Here is a 17212-nt window from a genome sequence, read left to right on the forward strand (position 1 = left end):
GAGGTGACCCTTGAAAGCGGGGTCGAAATAGGCCCTCATGTGGTAGTCGAGGGAGAGACGCATATAGGAAAAGGGGTGAAGATTTCGCAGTTCGCCTCAATCGGGGCGCCGCCTCAGGACCTTAAATATAAGGGCGAACCCACTAGGGTCGAGATTGCGGACGGCGTCATCATAAGGGAGTTCGTAACCGTCCATCGTGGCACCATAGAAGGCGGCGGCGTTACGAGGATCGGCAGGGGATGTCTTCTTATGGCATATGTCCATGTCGCACACGATTGTCAGATCGGAGCGAATGTCATAATGGCCAATGGCGCAACCCTCGGCGGTCACGTGGTTATCGACGAAAACGTGGTCATAGGTGGCCTCTCGGCTGTCCATCAGTTTTGCCATATCGGAGCGTATGCCTTTCTGGGGGGTATGTCAGGGGTCAACAAAGACATCCCACCCTATGTGAAGTATTGGGGTCAGAGGGGGAGGCTCTACGGCCTTAACCTCGTCGGCCTCAGGCGCCATGGCCTTTCAAGAGAGAATCTCGAGGCGCTGAGAGACGCCTACCGTATGATATTCGAGGGAGACGGCACGGTAGCCGATGCCATCCAGATGGTGGAAGAGCGTTTTTCCGCCGTCCCGGAGGTGGTCAGGTTTGTCGAGTTCATCAAGTCTTCAAGGCGTGGCGTACCGCTTGGAGGAAATATCAGCGAGATTTCGGAGATGGATTGATGGAAAGGGGGCCCGTCGGTTTGATAGCAGGCGGAGGACAATTTCCTATACTCTGTGCCAGGGCTGCCCGCTCAAAGGGCTGGAAGGTAATAGCAGTGGCGCATAAGGGCGAGACCATCCCTGAACTGAGCGGAGAGGTTGATGAGATAAGATGGATCTCCCTCGGTCAGCTCGGTAAGCTAATAAATACACTAAAAGATGCTGGGGTTGGTGAGGCCGTCTTTGCCGGCGCCATTACAAAAAAGAGGATATTTATAGATGTGCGTCCTGATCTCAGGGCATTGAATCTATGGCGTCGACTTGACAGCCGGCTTGATGACAGGATACTTCGTGCCATCGCCGCAGAGATCGAATCGGAAGGCATAAAGGTCATTCCATCTACTTTTTTTGTCCAGGACCTCCTCATGCCGCCTGGTGTCCTTACCAAAAAGAGACCCAGCGTCTCTCAATACGAGGATATAGAGTTCGGTCGCCAGCTTGCCTCCAGGATAGGCGAACTCGATATAGGTCAGTGTGTGGTGGTTAAGGACAAGGTCGTCTTGGCAGTAGAGGCTATCGAGGGTACGGATGAGGCCATCTTGAGGGGCGGCAGGCTTGGCGGATCGGGCGCGGTTGTGATAAAGCTGTGCAAACCATTTCAGGATACAAGATTCGATCTGCCTTCGATTGGACTTAGTACAATCGAGAGGATGGTTGAGGCAGGGGCCTGTGTCTTGGCGGTCGAGGCAGGCAGGGCCATCTTCTTTGATAAGGATGAGGCGATAGCCCTTGCCGACAAGGTCCAAATATCAATAGTCGGTATCGAAGGAGGGGTCGGCGGTTGATACGGGTTGCCGTGATAGGGGCGGGTTATCTTGGTAGGTTCCATGCCCAAAAATATGCAGCCATGCCTGATGCCGAACTCACCGGGGTGGTGGATATCGTGCCGGAGAGGGCTGCGCTGGTAGCGAAAGAGACGGGCACGAAGGCATATTCCGATTTGGATGGGGTTATCGGCAGGATAGACGCGGCATCCGTTGTTGTCCCTACTGTGCATCATTACGAGGTCGCAAAGGTTTTACTTTCCAGGGGGATACACTGTCTGATAGAAAAACCTATAACCACTGGCATTCAGGAGGCAGACGAGCTGATAAGGCTCGCATCTGATAATGGTCTTGTGCTTCAGGTGGGTCATATCGAGCGCTTCAATCCTGCTGTTAAGGTGCTTGAGGAGAGAGTGAGTCGCCCGCTTTTTATTGAGGCGCATAGGTTCAATGTCTTTAAAGACAGGGCTACTGATGTGGATGTGGTGCTGGATCTCATGATCCATGACATAGATATAACACTGACACTCGTGAGGTCGCAGATATCGGAGATCAGGGCAGTCGGTGTGCCGGTTCTGAGCTCCTTTGTTGATATAGCAAACGCCCGTATAATCTTTGAGAACGGTTGCACGGCGAATCTTACCGCAAGCCGCATATCTCTTGACGTCATGAGGAAGATCAGGGTGTTCCAACCCGGGGCTTATATGTCCGCTGATTGCCTTGCACATAAGAATCTGATCGTAAGGCGGACAAGGGCTGCAGATGTCCGAGACGCCATGACGTTTGAGCCATTGCAGCACGATAAGGCCGACAGTCTTTATGATGAACTGGAAGACTTCGTCATGGCCGTAAAAGGAATAAAACCCCCCAGGGTAACGGGCGAGGCGGGTCGCATGGCCCTGGATCTTGCCTTGAAGATAAACAACCAGATCGCCAAGGGTCTCGATTCCCTGGACTTGGCTGATATTTATTGGTCTGATCCAGTATGACCCGGCTTGGTGGTTTTATTTCGGCGGAGGCCATTGAGGCTGCTTGCCGGGAGGCCGGGCTTTGCCGGATCATGACAATTTTGTAGGACACCAACTGGTAGTTATGTCGAAGTCCATCTTTATAATCGCTGGCGAGGCGTCAGGCGATCTCCATGGTTCAGGTCTCATAAGGGCTATAAAGGCCAAGCTGCCGGATTGTAAGATTGCCGGCATAGGCGGTCCAAAGATGGTAGATGCTGGGCTTGATGCCATTTTCCCGAGTTCGCGCCTTGCTGTAGTTGGGCTTGCAGAGATATTTGCCCACACCTGGCCCATACTCTCCGCTTTTTATAAGACCAGGGTCTATTTGAAAAAGGAGCGCCCCGACCTCTTGATACTCATAGACTATCCTGAATTCAATCTTCTTATGGCGGGATATGCCAAAGGCCTTGGTATCCCGGTTTTTTATTATATAAGTCCGCAGGTATGGGCGTGGCGGCAGGGCAGGGTCAGGAGATTGAAGAGGTCCATTGATGAGATGGCAGTGATCCTGCCCTTTGAGGAAGATTTTTTTTCAAGATATGGCCTCAAGGTCAGATTTGTCGGCCATCCACTGCTCGACAGCGTAAAGGTGCAGTCTTCAAAGGAGGAATTCTGCCGTTCGAACTCTCTGTCAATCGGCTCATCCACGGTAGGTCTTCTCCCTGGAAGCAGGCATGGTGAGGTCCAGAGGATCTTTCCTGTCATGGCAGACGCCGCTTGCCTAATCTCCCGATTAAGACCGAGTGTCCAATTCGTGGCAGCCGTTGCCCCTTCCATCGACATCCAACTCATGAAGGACATGGCTAGGGCGTGTGCAGGTAGGGATGGTCCAGATATACGGTTGATCCAGGGCCGAACATACGATGTCATGGCAGCATCAAATCTGGTTATCGCGGCGTCGGGCACCGTTACCCTCGAGGCCGCGATCCTAGGCGTCCCGCTCATCGTTACATACAAAGTCTCTCCACTCAGTTATCATCTTGGGCGCCATCTCATCAAGGTGCCCTATGCATCCCTTGTCAATCTGGTTGCAGGGAGGATGGTTGCGCCCGAATTTCTCCAAAATGATGCCACGCCAGAGGCTATAGCAAATGAGGCGCTGGCCATCCTTGGGGATGATGCCAGAAGGGAGAGGATGGTTCAGGATCTTGCTATCGTCACCGGTAGACTTGGTCAGCCAGGGGCTGCTGACCGGGCTGCAAATATCGCCCTTGGACTTTTGAAGCGGAGCAACCCGGCCAGTCGATAAGTCCTTTTCCGAGGTATAGATTGAATCCATTCTTAGCCGGTCTGAGGTAGTAGAGCGGTCTTATCTCCTTGAAATACCCCTTGATATCCTGCGGCAATTGTTCATCCGCATATGTCACAATGATTGCATCATGACCTATCTTGTCACATGGTCCATGCCAGAGCTCATATTGGCTCTTTACCTTACTCTGTTCGCCCGCCCAGCGGTATGTCCTCGGCTGGCCAGGGACGTAAAAGGCGAGCTCGCTTGTTAGCTGCCTCTTCGTCCCGATGATGAGCATCTCTCGCACTGGGTTTTTTTTTGCGATCTCCCCTAAGGTTATGCCCAATTCTCTCCAGCCTCTCAGTTCAGCGGTGAGGTCGATGCGGCCCTTGTCAAGGTTTGTGATGCATGCGGCCCATGGGATTATATATAGAATGGCGCACATGGATGCGCCCAGTATCAGACCTGGTTTAAAAAGCCTTCTGAATCGGTCTATCCAAGGTGTTAAATTTAAGACCTCTGCGGCCCACCCACCTAGGAGGACGGATGAGCCAAGATAAAATGGAGCTGGCCAATTGCCGTTTACACGTTGTTTGAGGCTCAAGAGCGTGGTCAGCGCTATCGGCGCCGCGCTCAGCACGGCTAGATAAAGGGTTGGAGAGGTTATCGCGACATTGCCATTTTTCTTTGAGATGTGTCTCTTTAAGGCCATAAACAGGATATAATAGCTTGTTATCATGGACAAGATCCAGGTCACCGGTGAGATGAGACCAAGTTGAGAGAGTATGAAATCGGGCAGTGTCTTTAAAAATGTGAAGTATGACCGGCTTCCCATCTCAAAGTGGTGGGCCGTATGTTCCAGCGTGATCCAGCCATGTCTGTAGTTCCACCAAATGACGGGACCGAGCGGGGCGAGCGAAATGATGAACGCCAGATATGGCCAGGGTGTAAGGAGTCTTTTTCTGTAATCCGGTTCAAGGATGAGAAACAGGAAAACAAAAGGCGGGAATGCTAGCATGGTCTGTTTGCTGAGTATTCCAAGGCCTGTAAAGACACCAGAGGCCGTCCACCACCAACAGGCCGTACCTTGATCCCTTTCATAACCCTTCTTTTCCAGTGCCAGCCATGTAGCATACATAGCCCATGCCCAGGAGAATATAAGCGGCGCGTCTATGGTCATCGCAAAGCCTAGGACGCAGGAGCCTGGCATGAAGGCCGTGGCCAGCGCGGCCAGAAACCCCGCCTTTGCGCCGAAGAGGCGTCTGCCGAGAAGGTATACAGCCAAGACGCCGAGGGTGGCGAGTATTGCGGCTGGGAGCCTTACGCCCATGGCGTTGTTTCCAAAGATAGAGGTGCCCGCTGCGATGATCCAGGCTATCATTGGGGGTTTGCTGTAGTATCCCCAGTCAAGGTGCCTTGACCAGTCCCAATAGTAGGCCTCGTCAGGCGAGAGGTCGAGCGGTGCAAATGCAATAAAGAGCACGCGTACGGCGATCAGCACCCCTAATAAAAGGGCAAGGCGTCTATTCCACATTCCTTATTCGATGACCTCGCGTACCGAGTATATGCGTCTCCCTGAGGATTCGTAGTAGGTGCGTATGACGAGCTCGGCAAGGAGTCCTATGGCCCCGAGGATCAGTCCTGCAATTATGAGTACCGCGCTAAGAATGAGGAGCGGCCTACGCCCGATGTCATACCCTAGGAAGAACTTGACGAAGGTAAGGTAACCTCCGGTCAGGAGACCGGCAAGAAAGAGCGCCCCGCCGCCCATGCCAAAAAACTGCAAGGGTCTTGTGGCGAACTTCAGGAAGAACAGCATGAGTATCAGGTCAAGGATAACCCTGTAGGTGCGCCCGATCCCGTATTTGCTTTTGCCTTTGAGCCTTGGGTGGTGCGTGACCACCTCTTCTGTAATGCGTGCACCGTAGAAGTGCGCGAGTACGGGAATGAACCTGTGGAGTTCGCCGTAAAGAAGGAGGTTTTTTGCTACATCGCGGCTGTAGGCCTTTAGCGAGCAGCCGTAATCGTGAAGTCGGACGCCGGTTGCGCTGCCTATCAGGCGGTTTGCTATGAAAGATGGGAGCTTGCGTGAAAGAAACGGGTCTTTTCTGTCTCTGCGCCAGCCGCTCACCATGTCGTAGCCCTCCTCAAGTCTGCTGATCAGCCTTGGTATGTCCTTAGGATCATTCTGGAGGTCCCCGTCCATGGAGACTATGATCTTGCCGTCCGCATAGTCGAAGCCAGCGGTCATGGCTGCACTCTGGCCGAAGTTCCTTCTGAATATCAAGACCTTGAGCTCAGGTGTGAAGGTCTTGATCTTTTTATAGACCTCGTGACTTTCATCCGTACTGCCGTCGTCCACGAGAATGATTTCAAAAGGACGGCCAAGCGGTCGCATGACCTCGACAACCCGCTTGACCAAGGTTTCAATGTTTGGGGCCTCGTTATATACAGGCACTATTATAGAAATATCCATTAACTTGGGTCTATATTCAAAAATTGCGTCCCATTTACGCCGGTTGGTTTTCCGTGCCTTTTCGGCGTTTGCCTATAGCATATATGCCCAGTGTCAGATTTAAAATCATCATAGCCTGCTGGTTTGTATCCCGCAAAAACATGTCACACGGCCTCAGTCTGATTGTCGATCGCTGGCTTGACAAAGAGAGATGCCGACAGGCCTCTGGTGTGTCTGCCTGATTGATGCGGGGGACAAAGACCCTTTGCGGCGGATGCGGCGGATTAAACGCTGACTGGCTGCGGCAATCAGTAGTCGCCGTTTTTTATCTTCGCCGCCTCTACGGCGGAAATCGATCCGATCGAATTTAAAATATCCTTCAACGGGTCATTCGGAGCGAGGTTGTCTCTGGCCTCCTTTATGTCGTCGATGTGTCTTGAAAGCGTATCGGCCAATTGATCCAATGCCTTGCCGTCTATCTCCGGCTGCATCAAGAGGACACTGAGGTGTTCAAGTGCCCCAATGGCATTGCTTCCTATCGCTATTGCATCGGCTTGGATCTTGCTGAGGGTCGTATCCGCCGGAAGACCTGTCGGCATTATTGCAGTACGGCCTGCAAGATCCGGTCCGTTAGCCTGCCTCGCCAAGATCTCATTATTAAGATAGGCGGAAAAGGGCATGTCAATGGCCCCCTTGATATCTTTTTTTGTCTGTCCGTTTGAGCCGATGGCAGTATTGATCTTGTACGTATCTATTTTCATAGTGCGGTTCAGACCGGATGATGCACCCGGCCTCCTCCAATATCGCCTTCTGTGGCATTGAACGATTATTTTAAAATATTATAATCCAACATCCGTTCCAGGTCTACTGTCTCATGCCGTCTGTGTCCCAATTGATTGTGGTTGCAACGGCCATGCGGCTGTGGCTTTATTGCCGCCGCTGGTCGCGGATGTCATGTCTTTATATTGCTGGATGGCTGCGGCAAGTCTTGCCATGCCGTCAAGGATGTCATTCAGTATCTGGGCCTGGTCTTGCCAGGCCTGTCTTGCGGCGTCTGTTACGTTTGGCGCCGAGGCAGGTTCGGGCAGCCCTAATCCGTCTAGGGTAGCCTGGGTTGTAGTTGCTGCAGGGAGACCTGCACTGTTTGTAGGTGCCGCAGATGCAGCGGCCGCTGTCGAATCGGCTGCCGTTGCCGCCTTGCCGCTACCCATAAGGCCGGCCAATAAGGCGTCTATCTGGTCCAGTGGCACATGATCAGTAATCTTGCCGCTTCTTACTGCATCCAAGAGCACATTAGCCTTGTTATAGCCGACCCTCTGTTCAAGGATGATTGATTCGGCCCAGTCGGACATGCCATAGGCATCGCCTCCAGCCGGATTCACTGGTCCCCTTTGTCCCTTTTCGGTTTGTAGGTATTTCAGATAATTGTCAATTAAGGTCGATGCCTGTTGCTCCGGCGTCATGGCATCTGCAGCTATTTCAGCCGGTGTGGGCTTGAAAATTGCCACCGGATAATTGTGCATCACCTCTCCTGTGAAGATATCTGTCTTGTCGATATACTTTGTGCCCATTACCTGATTGTCTATCGCCTTTAGCCAGTCCAAAAACGTGGTGTCGCTGGCGGATGCGGCGGCCGTGGTATTTGAGGCGGGTTGGATGTCTTTTGTTAGAATGGCCTTGATGGTTGACGTCTCTGCGCCATTTGGGGTTGAAATCATCTTTTATTCTCCTTCCAAGTATATTTGGGCCTATTGCCCGGAGGTTATGCCTGATTTATCATGGCCTTATGGACAAGATCAGCCAAAACAGCATATACAAGCGCCGCCCGACCAGGCTTATACGCGTCGGATCCGTGCCGATCGGTGGCGGCAACCCGGTGGTCGTCCAGTCTATGACCAATACCGATACCAGGGACGTCCGCTCCACCGTCTCACAGATATCGAGACTCAAAGAGGTCGGCTGTGAGATCGTAAGGGTGGCCATACCGGATGAGGCCGCCGCGGTCGCCCTTGCTGATATTAAGAAAGCAATTTCCATGCCCATTATTGCAGACATTCACTTCGACTGGAGGCTCGCGGTCGCTGCGATAGAGCAGGGGGCTGATGGGATAAGGATAAATCCTGGCAATATCGGTGGCGTTGAGAGACTATCGAAGGTTGTCAAGAAGGCCAAGGAATACGGCGTACCAATAAGGATAGGTATAAATTCTGGCTCCCTTGAGAAGGACATAAGAAGGCATTACGGGGCGTCTTTGCCCGAGGCCCTGGTGGAGAGTGCATTGAGGAACATAGAGCTGATTGCAGGTATGGGCTTTGAGGCCATCAAGGTCTCGATAAAGTCGTCCGATTGCCTCGCTACCATAGCGGCCTACAGGCTCCTTTCCCAGAAGACCGATTTCCCCCTGCATCTTGGGGTGACCGAGGCCGGTGGGTTGATTCCCGGGACAGTGAAGAGCAGCATCGCCATAGGCACCCTGTTGATTGAGGGTATAGGTGATACGTTTAGGGTCTCGTTGACCCGCGATCCGCTGGAGGAGGTAAGGGTTGCCTATGAGATACTGCGGGCTGTGAAGATGCGGCAGCGTGGGCCGGAAATAATTTCCTGCCCTACCTGTGGGCGTTGTGAGATAGACCTTTTTTCTATAGCGGAAGAGGTTGAGCGCAGGGCCCAATGCATTACATCCCCGCTGAAACTCGCCGTCATGGGTTGTGTGGTGAATGGGCCGGGTGAGGCAAGAGAGGCGGATGTCGGTCTCGCTGGCGGCAAGGGCGTGGGTCTTATCTTCAAAAAAGAGAAGATCATAAAGAAAGTCCCTGAAAGCGGGCTTCTTGAGGCATTTTGGCAAGAGGTTGAGGCTGTTTTGGCTGAAAAAAGAAGAAATGGAGAGGAGCGAATATAATTACAAAATGAGATATTCCAAGTTGTTTTTGCCTACACTTAAAGAGGCGCCGGCCGAGGCCGAGATAGTTTCACATAGATTGATGCTAAGGGCCGGTATGATCAGAAGGCTTTCATCCGGCCTTTATTCATATCTGCCCATCGGTCTTCGTTCTTTGATGAAGGTGGAAAAGATCGTGAGGGAGGAGATGGGGAGGGCCGGGGCACAGGAAGTCCTGCTGCCTATGGTCCAACCTGCCGAGCTCTGGCAGGAGAGCGGCAGATGGGACCGCTACGGGAAGGAGCTTCTGCGCCTTAAAGACAGACATGGCCGCGACTATTGTCTGGGCCCAACGCATGAAGAGGTGATAACCGACTTAGTTCGGCGCGAGGTCCGTTCATACAAGGATCTGCCTTTGAACCTTTATCAGATACATACGAAGTTTCGAGATGAGATCCGTCCTCGCTTCGGCCTCATGCGCAGTCGCGAATTCGTCATGAAAGACGCCTACAGTTTTGATGTGGACGACGAGGCATTGGAGATCACTTATCAGGCCATGTATGGGGCGTACTGCCGGATATTCGAGCGCTGTGGCCTGGATTTCCGGCCTGTTGAGGCGGATACAGGCAGTATAGGTGGTCACGCATCACATGAGTTCATGGTGTTGGCTGAGACCGGTGAAGACCAGATAGCATGCTGCACACAGTGCAGCTATGCCGCGAATGTGGAGCTTGCACCGGCCCTTGGGTTGACAGCCTACTCCTGTGCTGATGAAGAAGATATGCGTCGCGTCCATACCCCTGGCAAGCGAAGCGTGGAGGAGGTGATCGCCTTTCTCAATGTTTCACCCTCGTCGCTTGTAAAGACCCTGGTCTTTATCTGCAAAAATGGACCAATCGTAGCTTTGGTTAGGGGGGATCATTCAATAAATGAGGTGAAGCTGAAGAGGCTTGTGGGCATTGAAGACGTCGCCCTTGCCGATAGTGCGACCGTTGTCTCGGCAACAGGCTGCGAGCCCGGCTTTGCAGGTCCGGTTGGGCTTGCAGGCCGTACAAGAATTATAGCGGATAACGCCCTAAAGACACTCAAAAACTTTGTCGTCGGCGCAAATGAGCCGGATTGGCACCTTTTGGGTGTAAATTGGGGCAGAGACCTCCCATGGCCGGAGTTTGCAGATATAAGATTCATCACCCCTGATGACCCTTGTCCCAGGTGCGGCGGAAGAGTTGAACTCAAAAGGGGGATCGAGGTTGGCCATGTGTTCAAATTGGGGACAAAGTACTCCGAGGCCCTTCACGCTGTATATATTGATGATTCAGGAAAGGAGCGCCCTATAGTCATGGGTTGCTACGGCATAGGGATAGGCCGCACAGTGGCGGCAGCCGTTGAGCAGAATCATGACAGCCTGGGCATTGTGTTCCCGGCGCCGATAGCTCCCTTTGATTGCGTCATCTCTATTGTAGATATGACGGATGACGCCATGTCGTCTGTTGGTGAACGTATATGCAGCGAGCTGGAGGCCAAGGGGGTCGATTGTCTCTTGGATGACAGACGTGAACGCCCCGGCGTGAAGTTCAAAGACGCCGATCTCATAGGCATACCCATCCGAGTGACCGTTGGGAGGCGCCTCAGGGAAGATGGAAGGGTGGAAATTAAGGTCAGGGCCTCAGGCGAGAGTGTTTTTTTGTCTGTGGACGATGCGGCGGATGAGGTGTTCAAGATGCTTAAAGACATATGCAGTAGCCGCAGGGTCTGTAGTTTTAAGTGATGACTCCAAGGCTTTCTGATATTATTGACGCTATTCATTCATATTTCCCCGATGCGGACACCGGTCTGGTGGAAAAGGCATATATCTATTCCGCAAAGGTTCATGCAAATCAGAAGCGCCTATCAGGCGAGCCATATCTATCCCATCCCTTGGCAGTAGCCTTTATCCTGGCCCAGTTGAGGCTTGATATAGGGAGCATCGTTGCAGGGCTTTTGCACGATACGGTTGAAGACACGCTTACAACGGTTGCTGAACTGGAAGAGATGTTTGGAAAGGATGTGGCTGCGATCGTGGACGGGGTGACCAAGCTCTCTAAGATCCGGTTTCAGAGCCGCATAGAGAAACAGGCCGAGAATATCCGCAAGATGATCCTTGCTATGTCAAAGGATATCAGGGTGTTGCTTGTTAAGCTCGCTGACAGGCTGCACAATATGCGCACCCTTGTATATCAAAAGGAGGCTAAGCGGGAGATGATCGCCAGAGAAACCTTGGAGATATATGCGCCCCTTGCTGCAAGGCTCGGTATCGATTGGGTGAAGAAGGAGCTGGAAGATCTTTCCTTTATGTATCTCTATCCAGATGAATTTAATAAGCTTAAGACCGAAGTCGAAAGGCGCATTGGAGAGAAAAGGGGTTTTGTCGAGGAGGTAAAGGAGATAATTGCAAAGAAAATGGCCGAATACGGCTTTTCATGCCGTGTCCTTGGGAGGCCCAAGCACCTTTATAGCATCTTCAGAAAGATGCGTCTCCGAAACTTGCCGCTGGATGAGGTCTATGACCTAATTGCATTTAGGATAATACTTAAGACCATACAGGAGTGTTATGAGGCCTTGGGTTTAATCCATTCCCTTTGGAGGCCGGTGCCGGGTCGGTTCAAGGATTATATAAGCCTTCCTAAGGCCAATATGTACCAGTCTCTTCACACCACCGTCATCGGGCCGGGCGGCGAGCGTATGGAGATACAGATCAGGACTGAAGAGATGGACAGGGTTGCCAGCGAGGGCATAGCCGCGCACTGGCTTTACAAAGAAGGAAAGATAGTCAGCAAGGAGACGGCAGGGCGTAAGTTTGACTGGTTGAATCAATTGATGGAGTGGCGCAACGAGCTGGAAGACCCGCGGGAATTTTTGGATTCAGTGAGAATGGATCTCTTTCCTGGTGAGGTCTATGTCTTTACCCCAGGGGGCGATGTAAAGGAATTGCCGAAAGGGGCCACCCCTGTTGATTTCGCTTATGCGGTCCATACTGAGATAGGGCATCATTGTGCAGGCGCAAGGGTAAACGGCCATATGGTGCCCTTAAAATATGAGCTTCAAAACGGTGACGTGGTTGAAATCATCACGTCGCCGCAGCATGTACCAAGCAGGGATTGGCTGAAATTCGTCAAGACAAGCCGGGCCGTTGCAAGGATAAAGCAGTGGATCAAGACCGAGGAATATGCAAAGAGCCTTGCCATCGGCAGGGATCTTTGCATCAGAGAGTTTAAAAAAAATAGGCTGGACTTTAACGAAATCGCCAAGCAAAAGGGCCATGATATTGCAGGGTGGTTTTCATGCAAGGGCTTTGACGACCTTCTGGTGGCGGTTGGTTACGGCAGGGTCTCGCCTGTCCAGATAGTAAAGAGATACATAAAAGAAGAACAGCCTGAGTCGATTGGGCTTATCGAGCAGGCAGGTGGGGATGGGCTGCAGAAATTGGGCGGGGAAGACCTTCAACTGGGCATACAAATACAGGGTCTTGAGGATATAATGATACATCTCGCCCGTTGTTGCATGCCTGTGCCTGGCGATGACGTGGTGGGCTATATAACCAGGGGGAGGGGGATAACGATACATAGGACGGAGTGTTCGAATGCCCGCAATATCGAGTCTGAGCGGAGGGTCGATGTCCAGTGGGCTACAGAGACCAGCACTGCATATCCTGCCAAGATAATTGTAAGGAGCGTGGATAAAAAGGGTATGCTTGCAAGCATAAGTAACGCGATAAGCGCCGGGGACGCAAATATACAGGATGCAAGGGTTATTACGAGTCCCATGGAGCAGGTGGCCATCTTCCATTACATCATTCAGGTAAGCGGCCTTGAACATCTAAAGAAGATAATCGCCGGGATAAAGAAGATGGATGGGGTCTTGCAAGTTAGCAGGCCAGTGTCTTGAGAAAGTATCTGTCATGCGGCATCTCTCACAATGTTAGGTATATTCCATCAAGCTTCCATCTTCGCCTATAATGACAAAGAGGTATTGAAAAGAACGGAGGCGTTGCCTGGGCCAGATGGGATGTGTCTCAATACTGGTCTGCGATTATGGTCTGTATAGCCCCTAACTGGCTGCTCGATAGGAAGCTGATCGCCATCATGGCATTGGTTTGACCTTTCGCGCAGTTGCCCGCTGGCACCTTGAAATAGAAAAAGCCCGATTTGTAGTTAAAGGGCATGGGGTAAATGGTGTCCGAGCCTGAACCTGAATCTAAACCTGGGTTGATGGAGTTCAGATTCTTCCTCTGGATAATGATTCCCGTGTTCTGGGAGGTGCCATCCTCGTTGTTTGAAATGCTCATGGTATAGCCGCCGGTAAGGTCGCAGAGTGACCACAGCTTTATGACGCTAGAACCGCCTACTGCCGAGTCGTTCCAATAGCGCATCATAAGTGTCTTTCCTACAGGGGTTATGTTTGTTACGCCTTTAAGTACGGTGTTGTCCATCTTGGCGAGGTTGGTGGATGAATTGATGTCTCCTGATGTGAGGGGGACCACTGGTACAAACGCCGCATCTCTTGCCGTCGCATCTATTCTGAAGGCCGATCCGCTCAATGCCGCCGTCTTGATGATCGCCCCTTTGTCGTCCCCCACTACGAAGACCAGATATCCTTCTGTGTTTGCGAGGTTCTCGCCCGCACTCTCATTGCTCCATGCAAAGCGGTAAAAGCCTCCAAGCGGGATCTTGAAATATTTGTTGACCAGCATATTTCCGTCTTTGTCAAAAAAACCCCAGTAGACCGTCACATTTGTCTGTGTAGTAGATGTCGTCGTAGTGGTCGTGGCCGTCTGGTTCCCTATCGCCGTAATGCCTATCAAGGTATCTACGCCCTTTCCGTCTTGAATGACGGCCGGCACCAGAAGCCCTTGACTCAGCTGTGAAATGGTCAGGGCATGCAGCTTGATGGGCAGGATTACTAGTATCGCTACAATTGTACTTATCAGATAGGAAAATCTTGCATTCATTTTTAAGTCATCCTTATCTTTTTTAGGGATTATTTTGTTCAATTTTGAATGAATCTTAATTCGAATCTCATTTCAGCTTATCCACAACCTCTCACGCAAGGGGATATGCCGAACCCAATCCCCCTTTCTTGATAAATTTATAAGCAAGAACCGTGCCTGTTTTATAGAAAAAACCTTGAAGCCTCTGCGATCTCAGTTATTATAATCGGTCTTATGGATAACAAAGATCGTTTTTGCCCGATGAATCCAAATACAAATAAGATCCCCGCCGCATTTCCGGCCTGGGTTGCCTGGCTTGCCTTTTCGATCGGGCTTACAGGTGCTGTTTTTGTGCGCCTCATACTTGTGGCGAAGGCCTATTGGCCAGACATGATCAGGCCGTTCTGGTACATAGCCATCCTTGGCAATATGATTTTTTTCTTATTCAGGGCCTTTATTACCTATAGGAGGAAAGGCCTTATCGCCAGACTTAACCTCCTCGAAAAGCTCCAAAATGAAAATAGTCTGTGTCCGCAGGACTATATGGCGCTCAGGTACCTCATAACCAGTCTCTACACCTCGAAAGAGATGTGGAACTATGCCGTGATATTCATATTGTCCATACTTGCCATCGTCTGGGATCTGGTCTTCGGTTCATAGTATCAAGCGCCCTCTCTCCTGTTGAAGGCCACTAGCTCTTCGTATTTCACGCCGTTTCCGCCAAAGATGTCAAGCGCACTCCCAATAGTGATGTCAAGCCGGTCCCTGCCTAGTTCCTTTACCAGATAGACGTCTCTCAGAGAGCGAGCACCTCCTGCATAGGTAGTTGGAATCGGTGTTGTACGTCCAAGCAGCTCTACAAGGTCTTCTTCGATGCCCAAGCACTTTCCCTCGACGTCCGCTGCGTGGATCAGGAACTCGGAGGCGGAGCGTGCAAGACGATCAAGTGTCTGGGGTGAGATTTTTGTCTTGGTGAATCGCTGCCAGCGGTCGGTCACGATGTAATAGTCGCCGTTCCGCCGTCGGCAGCTTAGATCCAGGACAAGTCTCTCCTTGCCGACCAGTCTTACCAACGTCTCTAAGCGGTTTTGATGAACTATACCGTCTTTAAAGACATATGAGGTCACTATAACCGCCTTTGCCCCCTGATCGAGCCAGAACGCCGCATTTTCAGCCGTGATGCCACCCCCTATCTGGAACCCGCCGGGCCACGTATGGATGGCATCAAGGGCTGCATCTTTGTTTTCTGGTCCGAGCATGATCACATGGCCACCTGTGAGCCTGTCTCTTTTAAAGAGTTCGGCATAGTAGGATGGCGGCCTTTCTGATATAAAGTTCTCCTTGAGCGATCCTGGGTCTTGATCATTCAGGCTTGAACCTACAATCTGTTTCACCTTGCCTTGATGAAGGTCTATACATGGGCGGAATTTCATGGCAGAATTAAACTATCCTTAAAAATAAGATCTTAAAAGGCAACGCCCATGTTACTCGCAACATCGAAGGAGATGCAAGTCATTGACCAGTCGGCTGCGAAGGATTTTGCTATTCCTTCCTTGATACTTATGGAAAACGCAGGTCGCGGCGCAACAGACCTGATCCTAAGGAATTACAAGGAAAGGCTCGCCCGTGGGGTTGTCATCCTGGTCGGGCCGGGCAGCAACGGTGGAGATGGTCTGGTCATCGCAAGGAGTCTATTTCAACAGGGCGTAAAGACGGAGATTTTCGCCTTCTGCCGGGAATTTAAAGGGGATTCGGGAGTCAATTATCAGATTGTCAAGGCCTTCGGTATACCTATTAAATGGTGTCTTGATGAAGGCGACCTGCCAGATCTTAAGGATGCAGCCGAAGATGCTGGCGTGATTGTTGATGCCTTGTTCGGAACCGGTTTGAATCGGCCGCTTTCGGGTGTGTTCGAGGTTGCGGTCGAACTCGTAAATGCATCTGAAGCCCCCGTTGTTTCGGTGGACATGCCGTCCGGGCTTTCCAGCGATACGGGTCGGCCTATTGGTCCTGTAATTATGGCCGACATGACAGTCACCATGGCCCTTCCAAAGCTCGGCCAGGTGATCTATCCAGGTGTTGATTATGTGGGTGGGCTTGAGGTCATTGACATAGGGATTCCAAAGGCCGCTGTCCGGAAGGCGGGGATAAAGACCCTTCTCCTTGACAGGGAGTTTGTGACAGAGACCTTGAGACCGAGGCCGCCTGAAGGACATAAGGGGACGTTCGGCCACGTGCTGGTGATTGCAGGCTCACGCGGAAAGTCCGGGGCGGCATGTCTTTCAGCGCTTGGCGCGCTGAGGGCGGGCGCAGGGCTTGTGACTGTGGCATGTCCTGTTGGCATTCAGCCCATTGTGGCCCAGGGGCTTAAAGAGGCTATGACCGAGGGGCTGGAGGAGGGGGATGATGGGTCAGTCTCCGCTAACGCCCTTGCAAGGCTTGAGTCTCTTCTGGCAGGGAAAAAGGCGGCTGTCATAGGGCCTGGGCTAGGCCTGGGCGATGATGTCAGACAGTTCATGTGCGAGATTATAAGAACCGCACCTGTTCCGATGGTAGTGGATGCCGATGCCTTGACAGCCGTGGGCGCTGACCATGAAATTTTAATGAATGCCAGAGGGCCAAGGGTTATCACTCCACATCCCGGCGAGGCGGCCCGTCTCCTTGGTTGCACGAGCGCAGATGTGCAAAGGGACCGCGTTGCGGCTGTAAAAATGCTTTCTGAAAGGAGCAGGGCGATTGCAGTGCTTAAGGGCGCCCGCACCATTATTTCAGCGCCTGACGGCAGGTTGGCCGTGAATCCCACGGGAAATCCAGGAATGGCCGCAGGCGGCATGGGAGACATCCTCGGCGGCATAATAGGCGCCTTCCTTGCCCAGGGTTATTCCCCATGGGATGCGGCCCTGCTCGGTGTCTTTCTCCACGGCCAGGCGGCGGACAGGGTTGCAGAGAAAAAAGGACCATTTGGTTACCTTGCAAGCGAGGTGGCGGAGGAACTGCCTGGTGTCTTCAGGGAATATATCAATGGACGCATTCACCACTGCTGATCTGTTCGGCAGACACACAGGTCTGCCCCTGCACGCGTTCCCAATCGAATCCCGTGATGTTCCTGTCTTTTCTGCTGAACTCCACGCCGATCAGGTGGATTTCAG

The 17212-nt window shown here is 52.0% G+C and carries 15 protein-coding genes; 9 read left to right on the plus strand and 6 right to left on the minus strand.

Going from position 1 to position 17212, the window contains the following annotated elements; translation table 11 throughout:
• From lpxA to lpxB, 4 genes are all read left to right on the plus strand, one after another.
• On the plus strand, positions 1-720 hold a 720-nt coding region (gene lpxA / locus ACP5SG_RS06835; protein WP_428123062.1), incomplete at its 5' end, for an acyl-ACP--UDP-N-acetylglucosamine O-acyltransferase.
• A complete protein-coding gene (locus ACP5SG_RS06840) occupies positions 720-1544 on the plus strand; it encodes an LpxI family protein (protein ID WP_237888689.1) in 825 nt (274 codons plus the stop codon). The genes lpxA and ACP5SG_RS06840, both read left to right, overlap by 1 nt.
• Entirely contained in the window at positions 1541-2512 is a 972-nt protein-coding gene (locus ACP5SG_RS06845; RefSeq protein ID WP_237888688.1) for a Gfo/Idh/MocA family protein, read from the plus strand. The genes ACP5SG_RS06840 and ACP5SG_RS06845 overlap by 4 nt, the downstream gene beginning before the upstream one ends.
• 61 nt (positions 2513-2573) lie before the next feature.
• A complete protein-coding gene (lpxB, locus tag ACP5SG_RS06850; RefSeq protein ID WP_237888687.1) occupies positions 2574-3782 on the plus strand; it encodes a lipid-A-disaccharide synthase in 1209 nt (402 codons plus the stop codon).
• On the opposite strand, the gene ACP5SG_RS06855 is transcribed toward lpxB, so the two are convergent.
• The 4 genes from ACP5SG_RS06855 to ACP5SG_RS06870 all read right to left on the minus strand — a co-directional run bounded on the left by ACP5SG_RS06855 (position 3691) and on the right by ACP5SG_RS06870 (position 7937).
• The gene (locus tag ACP5SG_RS06855; protein ID WP_424661699.1) at positions 3691-5298 is read right to left on the minus strand and encodes an ArnT family glycosyltransferase; all 1608 of its coding nucleotides are present in this window, start codon (positions 5296-5298) and stop codon (positions 3691-3693) included. The genes lpxB and ACP5SG_RS06855 overlap by 92 nt on opposite strands.
• Positions 5299-5301: 3 nt before the next feature.
• Positions 5302-6240: a glycosyltransferase family 2 protein gene (locus ACP5SG_RS06860; protein WP_237888685.1), complete on the minus strand. Its 939-nt coding sequence runs from the start codon at positions 6238-6240 to the stop codon at positions 5302-5304.
• Between the two features lie 287 nt (positions 6241-6527).
• Positions 6528-6980: a hypothetical protein gene (locus ACP5SG_RS06865; RefSeq protein ID WP_237888684.1), complete on the minus strand. Its 453-nt coding sequence runs from the start codon at positions 6978-6980 to the stop codon at positions 6528-6530.
• A gap of 111 nt (positions 6981-7091) precedes the next feature.
• Positions 7092-7937 carry a hypothetical protein gene (locus ACP5SG_RS06870; protein ID WP_237888683.1) on the minus strand — a complete coding sequence of 282 codons (846 nt, stop codon included), beginning with the start codon at positions 7935-7937 and terminating at the stop codon, positions 7092-7094.
• Between the two features lie 68 nt (positions 7938-8005).
• Between ACP5SG_RS06870 and ispG the strand changes: the two genes are divergently transcribed.
• Genes ispG through ACP5SG_RS06885 form a run of 3 tightly spaced genes read left to right on the plus strand, consistent with a single transcriptional unit; the run spans position 8006 to position 13021 of the window.
• Positions 8006-9118: a flavodoxin-dependent (E)-4-hydroxy-3-methylbut-2-enyl-diphosphate synthase gene (gene ispG / locus ACP5SG_RS06875; RefSeq protein WP_237888682.1), complete on the plus strand. Its 1113-nt coding sequence runs from the start codon at positions 8006-8008 to the stop codon at positions 9116-9118.
• A gap of 7 nt (positions 9119-9125) precedes the next feature.
• The gene (locus ACP5SG_RS06880) at positions 9126-10865 is read left to right on the plus strand and encodes a proline--tRNA ligase (protein WP_424661704.1); all 1740 of its coding nucleotides are present in this window, start codon (positions 9126-9128) and stop codon (positions 10863-10865) included.
• A complete protein-coding gene (locus tag ACP5SG_RS06885; protein WP_428123073.1) occupies positions 10865-13021 on the plus strand; it encodes a RelA/SpoT family protein in 2157 nt (718 codons plus the stop codon). Before ACP5SG_RS06880 ends, ACP5SG_RS06885 begins: the two co-directional genes overlap by 1 nt.
• A 127-nt stretch (positions 13022-13148) precedes the next feature.
• On the opposite strand, the gene ACP5SG_RS06890 is transcribed toward ACP5SG_RS06885, so the two are convergent.
• The gene (locus ACP5SG_RS06890) at positions 13149-14084 is read right to left on the minus strand and encodes a hypothetical protein (RefSeq protein WP_237888681.1); all 936 of its coding nucleotides are present in this window, start codon (positions 14082-14084) and stop codon (positions 13149-13151) included.
• 213 nt (positions 14085-14297) lie between these two features.
• Here ACP5SG_RS06890 and ACP5SG_RS06895 point away from each other — a divergent pair, with 213 nt between their 5' ends.
• Positions 14298-14723, plus strand: a complete 426-nt coding sequence (locus ACP5SG_RS06895) for a hypothetical protein (RefSeq protein ID WP_424661701.1) — start codon at positions 14298-14300, stop codon at positions 14721-14723.
• A 2-nt stretch (positions 14724-14725) separates the two neighbouring features.
• Here ACP5SG_RS06895 and hisA read toward each other — a convergent pair whose 3' ends face one another.
• Positions 14726-15496 (minus strand): phosphoribosylformimino-5-aminoimidazole carboxamide ribotide isomerase, encoded by a 771-nt coding sequence (gene hisA, locus ACP5SG_RS06900; protein WP_237888679.1) that lies wholly within the window; start codon positions 15494-15496, stop codon positions 14726-14728.
• A gap of 48 nt (positions 15497-15544) precedes the next feature.
• Between hisA and ACP5SG_RS06905 the strand changes: the two genes are divergently transcribed.
• Positions 15545-17107: an NAD(P)H-hydrate dehydratase gene (locus ACP5SG_RS06905; protein ID WP_428123070.1), complete on the plus strand. Its 1563-nt coding sequence runs from the start codon at positions 15545-15547 to the stop codon at positions 17105-17107.
• Positions 17108-17212 lie beyond the last annotated feature (105 nt).

Source organism: Dissulfurimicrobium sp. (assembly GCF_049968175.1).
GTDB classification, from domain to species: domain Bacteria; phylum Desulfobacterota; class Dissulfuribacteria; order Dissulfuribacterales; family Sh68; genus Dissulfurimicrobium; species Dissulfurimicrobium hydrothermale.